The sequence below is a fragment of the Staphylococcus rostri genome (assembly GCF_002902145.1).
GTDB lineage: Bacteria > Bacillota > Bacilli > Staphylococcales > Staphylococcaceae > Staphylococcus > Staphylococcus rostri.
In genome coordinates this window covers 1-7,353 of the sequence record NZ_PPRF01000112.1, presented here as the reverse complement: position 1 = coordinate 7,353, position 7,353 = coordinate 1, and the positions used below count along the sequence as shown (strand labels likewise).

At 38.0% G+C, this 7,353-nt stretch carries 8 protein-coding genes; all 8 read right to left on the bottom strand.

Annotated elements, in window-relative coordinates; translation table 11 throughout:
- Positions 1-337: 337 nt before the first annotated feature.
- Positions 338-589 carry a hypothetical protein gene (locus CD122_RS10875; protein WP_103358971.1) on the bottom strand — a complete coding sequence of 84 codons (252 nt, stop codon included), beginning with the start codon at positions 587-589 and terminating at the stop codon, positions 338-340.
- A complete protein-coding gene (locus CD122_RS10870) occupies positions 589-945 on the bottom strand; it encodes a hypothetical protein (RefSeq protein WP_103358970.1) in 357 nt (118 codons plus the stop codon). The genes CD122_RS10875 and CD122_RS10870 overlap by 1 nt, the downstream gene beginning before the upstream one ends.
- Entirely contained in the window at positions 899-2,041 is a 1,143-nt protein-coding gene (locus CD122_RS10865) for a thiolase family protein (protein ID WP_103358969.1), read from the bottom strand. The genes CD122_RS10870 and CD122_RS10865 overlap by 47 nt, the downstream gene beginning before the upstream one ends.
- The gene (locus tag CD122_RS10860) at positions 2,038-3,402 is read right to left on the bottom strand and encodes an AMP-binding protein (protein ID WP_103358968.1); all 1,365 of its coding nucleotides are present in this window, start codon (positions 3,400-3,402) and stop codon (positions 2,038-2,040) included. Before CD122_RS10860 ends, CD122_RS10865 begins: the two co-directional genes overlap by 4 nt.
- A 103-nt stretch (positions 3,403-3,505) precedes the next feature.
- Positions 3,506-4,051, bottom strand: a complete 546-nt coding sequence (gene hxlB, locus CD122_RS10855) for a 6-phospho-3-hexuloisomerase (RefSeq protein ID WP_103358967.1) — start codon at positions 4,049-4,051, stop codon at positions 3,506-3,508.
- A gap of 4 nt (positions 4,052-4,055) precedes the next feature.
- Positions 4,056-4,691: a 3-hexulose-6-phosphate synthase gene (gene hxlA, locus CD122_RS10850; protein WP_103358966.1), complete on the bottom strand. Its 636-nt coding sequence runs from the start codon at positions 4,689-4,691 to the stop codon at positions 4,056-4,058.
- Positions 4,692-4,820: 129 nt separating this feature from the next.
- Positions 4,821-6,287, bottom strand: coding sequence for a ribosomal protection-like ABC-F family protein (gene abc-f, locus CD122_RS10845; protein ID WP_103358965.1), 1,467 nt, complete (start codon positions 6,285-6,287; stop codon positions 4,821-4,823).
- A 30-nt stretch (positions 6,288-6,317) separates the two neighbouring features.
- On the bottom strand, positions 6,318-7,353 hold a 1,036-nt coding region (locus CD122_RS10840), incomplete at its 5' end, for an ATP-binding cassette domain-containing protein (RefSeq protein WP_142381208.1).

The window sequence follows — 7,353 nt, the reverse complement described above, 5'->3', positions numbered from 1 at the left end:
GTTAAAAATAAAACGTTAAAATAAAAACGAAGCAATTGAAATCATATTTAGTCAGTTTCTTTATTTCATTAGACTTCTACAAATAAGATTATTTAAAACCAAATCATTATGTATAATGAGTTCATTTTGTTAACTACACTATATCTTATCTTTTTCATATCCTGTTGAATTATTCTTAACTCATCATATTTCATGCCTAACTGTATTTTCGGTGGCTCTTCTTAACAGTTACGTTGCCTATCTGTCACACACAATTAATAAGCAGTCACTATTAATCAATATAAAACAAGCTGTTTTACACTTTAATTATCTTCTCTAAAATTCAATTTTGCTAACGTCACACTACTATAACTTTCACTACGCCTTGCTCGTTCTTCACAACAAAGCCGTTACTGTCTTGATACACGTTTAATGGCTCATTGATGTACACGGGTTGCTTATAGCGTACGTTACAAGATATGTTTTGCATACCATAGTCCCGTAATACCTTTTGCACAATCATTTGACCTGGCACAATGTGAGTGTGTATCGGGTTGTCATCTCTAACTATTTTCAAATATTGTGCCACATCATCTGTCGAAAACTTCATTAACTGTCCCTCCGTACAAAAGTTTGTTGAATGACATTGCTGTCGTTTAATACGAGTTCAAAACGAAATTGTTCAAAATTTTTAATTTGTTTCGCTGACTTAAATGTTAATGTCGCCTTGATTGACTCGTCGCAATATAAGGGCGTTACATATTTTAAAGTTGTATCAACGAGCATCACTTCTGCGCCGACAAACGGTTGAAAAATGGTAAAGTCACGCCAATAACGGGCAAAAAAGAGCAAGGGGATTTCTTGGCTTAGCGACATATCAAATAACGCTTGATAGGTATGTAAGGTTGTTTGGTCGACTTTAATGTGTCGCGTTTCCGTGTGACCAACGTTCGAATAATGCGGCATTCCCCATTCCTCCTCCAATCCCCATTGTCGCAATCGTTAATGGGCAATCTGTCATATAAAATAATCGTGTTACTAGGATAGCTCCGCTTGCGCTATATGGATGGCCAATCGCAAGCGCACCACCGTAACGATTTAACTGTGCAGGTTGAGACGCTAACACTTGTGATGCAAAAGCCTCGTTCAACTCTACTGCATCTATATCCGATATTTTCAAATGCTGTTTTTCTAAAAGATGTGATACAGCTGGAACAGGTCCAATCCCTAACAAATTAGGGTCCACACCTTTGATAGCGTAATCTTTGAACTGCAATCCTTCCGTAATCCCCAGTGACAAGGCATATTTTTTTGACATCACAACAACAAGTGCGGCACCGTCATTTTTCGCACAACAATTCCCTACTGTGACTGTCCCATTTGGATACATCGGTTTAAGCCGTGCCAAGCGGTCTAATCGAATATTTCTACGCATCCCTTCATCTTGTACCATCCACTCGCCGTTCACTTTAAGTGGCAATAGCTCATCCGTTAACTTACCGGCATCAAAAGCCTCAACGGTCTTCATATAACTGTCATACGCAAACTGATCTTGATCCGCACGAGACACATCGTATGCATGCGCAACATTATCTGCCGCTTCAATCATCGTTGGATCTTGTCCTTCTGGCGCAAATGCAGCACGTTCATAAAACTGTGGTGGTTCGCTTGGATAAAGTGACGTTGGACGTTTCATCTTCCATGGCGCACGACTTGTACTTTCTACACCACCCGCAAGATAGAAATGACCTGCTCCTGCTTCAACCATACGACAAGCAAGATGAATGGCTTCAAGCCCTGAGCCACATTGTCGATCCACTGTCACACCGGGAATCGATAAATCGAATCCTGCAGATAATAAACTTTTGCGCGCAATATTGCCACCGTTTCCGACAATATTCCCTAAAATCACATCGTCCAATTGTTGCCAATCAACAGGTAATGTTTCTTGAAAATATTGAATTAATGGTTTCAACAAATCTTCCGGTTCCCACTGATGTAACTTGCCGCCATATCGACCGATTGGTGTCCGCTTTGCTGCAATAATGACTGCTTCATTCATTGCCATGCCCCCTGTTCATATAAAAGTTGTGCTGCCTGTCTCGAAACTTTCCCACTTGAAGTACGTGGCAGTTTGGCGACACAAATCAACTTAGATGGTAGTTCGTAACGTGACAACACGGTTTCTAATTGTTCACGTACTGCACGATATGTTAACTGTGCATCACCTTCATACAATGCGATTGCTACTTCGCCAAACTTTTGATGTTGCTGACGCACGATAACGACTTCATCAATCCCTGTTATCGTTTTGAGTGCCTGTTCAATTGTAAATAACGAAATGTTTTTCCCGCCAATAATCATGCGGTCTTGTATCCGTCCGTGCAAATACAGAATATCGCCTTCAACAGAGGCATAGTCTCCCGTTTCAATCCATTCAGGCAATACTTCCCCCACATATCCAGAGAACGTCATCGGACTTTGAACCATTAACAGACCGACACCTTGCGCATTTGGTTGGTCAATCTTCACGTTAACACTTGAAAATAAATGCCCTACCGATTGAAGCGGTGCTGTTTGATTGCGATTCACACTAATAAAACTCGCTTCAGACGTTCCGAAAAATTCATAAACTGTCGTTGTAGGCAGTTTCATTTTTAATCTTTCGTGCAATTGTGATGACAACTTATCGCCTGTCACAAATGTATAAGCAATATGCGCATTGCTTGTTGCCCCTTGTACCCAGTCATGTACCATCGTCGGTACTAGAAACAGACTACATGGACGATTTATACGTTCAATCACACGTTGACATTGTGCAACATCATAATCATTTTGTCCGATAAACGTTCGACCATAAAATAACGCATAGACAAGCACATACAACGTTAATGAGTGTGCATAAGGGCCAAGCGCAACCATCGAAAGATTTTGTGCAATGATATGTTCTGCTAGCAAGTGTTCATTTTCTTCAAAAGAGGCAATCCATGACGCTTCATTGCGTAAAAAAGCTTTAGGTAAGCCTGTCGTCCCTGATGTAAATCCAATATGGAGTATATCTGGACGTTCATTCGACGGACCTTGATAATGCGTTGCTTGTAATCCTGAATCATCCCAAATATACGCAATATGATATTTTTCATACAATGCTGTGCGACGTTGAGCTGTCCAATGTGGATCCATGACACACGGTGTTGCGCCTTTATGTAATAATGCTAAATACGCCACAACAAATGTTTCTATTTTCTCAAATGCCAGCGCAACATCACAATTGATACAAGCATCTGGCAACGACTGCATAGCTTGATTTGTTTGCGCCCATAACATGTCATATGTCACTGATACGTCATCTATACATAACGCAACTGCTTGTGCTTGTGGCTGTTGCTCGGCATAGTGTTCAATACGTTTTAATAATTCCATTCGACACTCACTTCTTTGAATACGTTTTCTATCATTTTATCATATTGCGACATAGAAAAAGCCACTGGTCCTATTAACAACCAATGGCTTCGATATAATACATTTATTCTAAATTTGCATGATTTGCTTGCATCGTTTCTTCAGTTATATTCAACTGTGACTGCATATCTAAAACAAGACTGTCTAACAACACTTGGGCACTTTGTTCAAATAAGCTGCCCAATGGTTGTTGGGAACCTTCTGCACGATGTTTCGTACTTGCTGGTAAGACAAGCGTTGTTTCAGCTAACTTACCAATCGGACTCTCTTCCACAGTTGAAATTAACAATACTTGCGCACCTACTGATGTCGCCTTGTCAGCCAACAATTGTAAATGCGTTGTCGAACCTGAACCAGACACAATCACTAGACAATCGCCTTGTTGAATCGCAGGTGTCGTCGTCTCGCCCACAACGTATGCTTGTTGTCCGAGCTGGTTCAAACGCATCGCAAAGCTATTCGCGACAAAACCAGAACGCCCTTTACCTGCCACAAAAACTTTAGACGCTTGTAAGATTTGTTGAACAAAGCGTTCTGCTGTTTCTGTGTCTACTTGTTTCAGTGTTTGTGCAAGTTCATCTAAAATTAATTGATAGTGACGTGACAACATCCAATCACCCTTCAATCGCTTCACGACATTGTTTCGCCGCTTCACGTGGATCATCTGCATTCGCAATACCGCCACCTACAATAATAAGGTCTGGATTTTCAGCTACCACTTCTTTAATCGTATCTGGCTTAATACCACCAGCAACAGCAACTTTTGCGTTATTAATTACAGACTTCACACGGCGTAAGCTTTCTAAAGGAGATTGTCCTTCTGCTTGTAAGTCATAACCTGTATGCACAGCAATGTAATCCGCATCCATTGCATCGATTTCTTTTGCACGTTTTTCAAGATCTTGTACGGCAATTAAGTCGACTAATAATTCTTTGCCATGTTTATGAGCTTCTGCCACCGCATTTTTAATAGATGCATCTTCAGCCACACCTAAAATTGTTACGACATCCGCACCGAACTTCACAGCTTGACTTACTTCATAGTCCGCTGCGTCCATAATTTTAAGATCCGCTAAAACTTTGACGTCTTCATCTTTAACGTTGTCTTTCAAATGTTGTACGGCTGGTAGGCCTTCATTGATTACAATCGGCGTTCCGATTTCAACAATATCTACATAATCAGTCACCTGTTTTGCTAATTCTGCAGCTGCTTCTTTATCTAATAAATCAATTGCTAATTGTAATTCCATCGTTCTACTCAACTCCTACATCATTTTATCTTACGTGATACATTAATTGCTGTACCCTCATGTCCTCTAGCTAAACATATCCGACTAACTTTATCGAATAAATTGATTATAAAAATTGGCAATCGCTAACTAATATTTTATTTTACCGTCTTCAATGCGCCATACTTGTGTCGCAACTTGCGCTATAAATTTTTGATCATGTGATGTGAAAATAACCGTCCCTTTATAACTTTTCAAAAGTCTTTCTAACGCTTCAATTGTATGCACATCTAAAAAATTCGTCGGTTCATCTAAAATTAAAATATTCGATGGTTCTACTAACAACTTCGCAATACTTATCTTTGTTGATTCTCCACCGCTTAATTCATTCATTTTCTTATGATTGAGCGTGCGTTCATCAAAGCCTAAATTAATCAAAATATTTCTGATTAATTCTGTATGATAGTATGTGTTTTCTCCTAAATATGCTAGAACGTTTTGATCATTTTTCGGGATATAGTCCATTTGGTTATACACTTTAATCTTCGCATTTTGAGAAATGGTAATACCTTCTTGTTCATTCACAATATAATTTAATAGTGAGGTTTTTCCTACACCATTGTCTCCAACTATCGCAAGACGCTCACCTTTTGGCACTTGAAAACGCACACCATCAAACAATGTTTTATCGCCAAGTTTCAGATAAATATCTTCTCCCATAATCGGAAAATTGTTATGCATTTCTAAACTTTTAATTGTTGGAAAATCAATGTGTCGTTCATCTTGTAATGCCGTTTCTTCTCCAATATTTTTGATACGTTGCTCGATGTTCTTCATATTTTTGAACATACTTTTTTGAACCGTATCTTTCTGTTTGGAAGCCGCCAAGCGATTAGGTTTGATATTTTTCTTCTTACTTTTCGGACTTGCTTCACCGACTTTTTCAGCCTTTTTCTGTTTATCTTCAAGCGCTGCCATTAACCGTTCTTTTTCTTTACGCTTTTTATCATTTTCATGTTCAATATACGCAATCTGTTCTTCCTTTTGTTCAACATACGCATCATAATTTCCTGAAAAAACTTCAATTGTATGATCATTAATTTCCCATATTTTCGTTGCTAGAGCATTGATAAAATCCCTGTCGTGGCTTACAAAAATCAATAATCCATAATAGTATTTAAGGTAATTAATCAATTGTTGTATCCCTTCAGCATCCATATGCGTCGTCGGTTCATCTAACAATAGACCCTCCGAATAAGATGACAACGTGTGGGTTAAAGTTAACTTCCGCTTCTCCCCACCGCTCAGTTGGTGCCATTCATTTTCTGGCACATTTAACTCCGACAACATTTTAAAATCCAAGTCATCTATACGAGATACCGACTCGTCCATCTCCAATTGCGACATATAATTAAAATCCACATGTCTTTCAATACTTCCTTGGCTAGGTGTGAGTGCACCATATATTAACTTTAATAATGTACTTTTCCCTACACCGTTTTCACCAACAATCGCAATTTTTTCATCCTTATACGCCGTTAAATGGTCAAACGTAAAAACATCTTGAGTATCGTATGTTACTTTAATATGGTCCATTCTAATACCTAAGTCACCCATATAATCCCCCCTTGTTGCGGTTAAACAACATTACGTTTTTCTTTCGATATATTCAGAAAAATCAAGTTTAAAATCAAATTGCCCTTGTATATCTACCGGTGTATGATGTGAAATAATAATGATCGTTTTCTGTTCAATTGTCATAAGCATATCCCAGAATTTTCGACTTGTGTGCGCATCTAAATTAGACGTTGGCTCATCAAAGATTAACGTTTTCTTACCAGACATGAGCCCTCTAAGCAATAACACACGCCTTTTTTCGCCACTTGATAAATTGCCAATTTGTTTCTCGTTAATGACTTTTTCTGGCAATAACTGCTTCATATAATCATATTCTGCATCGGTATAATCCGTTCTAAATAATATGTTATAGACGACCGATACATTAAATAATGCGTTATCTGTCAAAATATAAGCGATATCGTCAAATACATTTGTCCGTTGATTCATTACTTGATCATCGTAGTAAATAGTACCTGTATAGTTTGAGTTCATCCCTAGAATCGTCTCTAAAAATACAGATTTCCCCGTCCCACTTTCGCCCGTAATCAAATATTTTTTATTCGGGTAGAAAGACATATCATTATACATCAAAACATTGTTATCAATCGGAATATGTAGATTTTCAACCGCTAATTTTTCATTAAAAGTCGCTTGTACTTCTATTTCACTTTCTTCAGATGTCCGTTCTTGTTGTATTTGATTTCTTAATTTTTGCGTACTATTAATGCTGTTTATACTCCTGGACAGATTCAGTATCGGCATACTAAGTTGTTCAACTAATCCAAGCAGTGTAATGACCATCCCTGGATTAATAATTTTTTTGTAAATCAAAATGACCGAAATCGTTAATATAATGAAGTGAGATAAATATGAAAATAAAGAGTATAACGCATTTAAAGTCGCTTGATAGCTTTTAGATCCTTCCCAAGCTTCATATTCGTTCTCAACATTCTTTCTTAACTTCGGAAAAAGTACCGCACTTAAATTAAAAACTTTCATATATTTTAAGTTGTCCATTAAGTTTTTATAAAAGTCTAAGTTCTTCCCTTTTTTGTTATATAGA

Excerpts from the sequence above, each read along its gene's own strand:
- CD122_RS10875 (WP_103358971.1), bottom strand. The coding sequence starts at position 589 with ATGAAGTTTTCGACAGATGATGTGGCACAATATTTGAAAATAGTTAGA.
- CD122_RS10870 (WP_103358970.1), bottom strand. The coding sequence starts at position 945 with ATGCCGCATTATTCGAACGTTGGTCACACGGAAACGCGACACATTAAA.
- CD122_RS10865 (WP_103358969.1), bottom strand. The coding sequence starts at position 2,041 with ATGAATGAAGCAGTCATTATTGCAGCAAAGCGGACACCAATCGGTCGA.
- CD122_RS10860 (WP_103358968.1), bottom strand. The coding sequence starts at position 3,402 with ATGGAATTATTAAAACGTATTGAACACTATGCCGAGCAACAGCCACAA.
- hxlB (WP_103358967.1), bottom strand. The coding sequence starts at position 4,051 with ATGTTGTCACGTCACTATCAATTAATTTTAGATGAACTTGCACAAACA.
- hxlA (WP_103358966.1), bottom strand. The coding sequence starts at position 4,691 with ATGGAATTACAATTAGCAATTGATTTATTAGATAAAGAAGCAGCTGCA.
- abc-f (WP_103358965.1), bottom strand. The coding sequence starts at position 6,287 with ATGGGTGACTTAGGTATTAGAATGGACCATATTAAAGTAACATACGAT.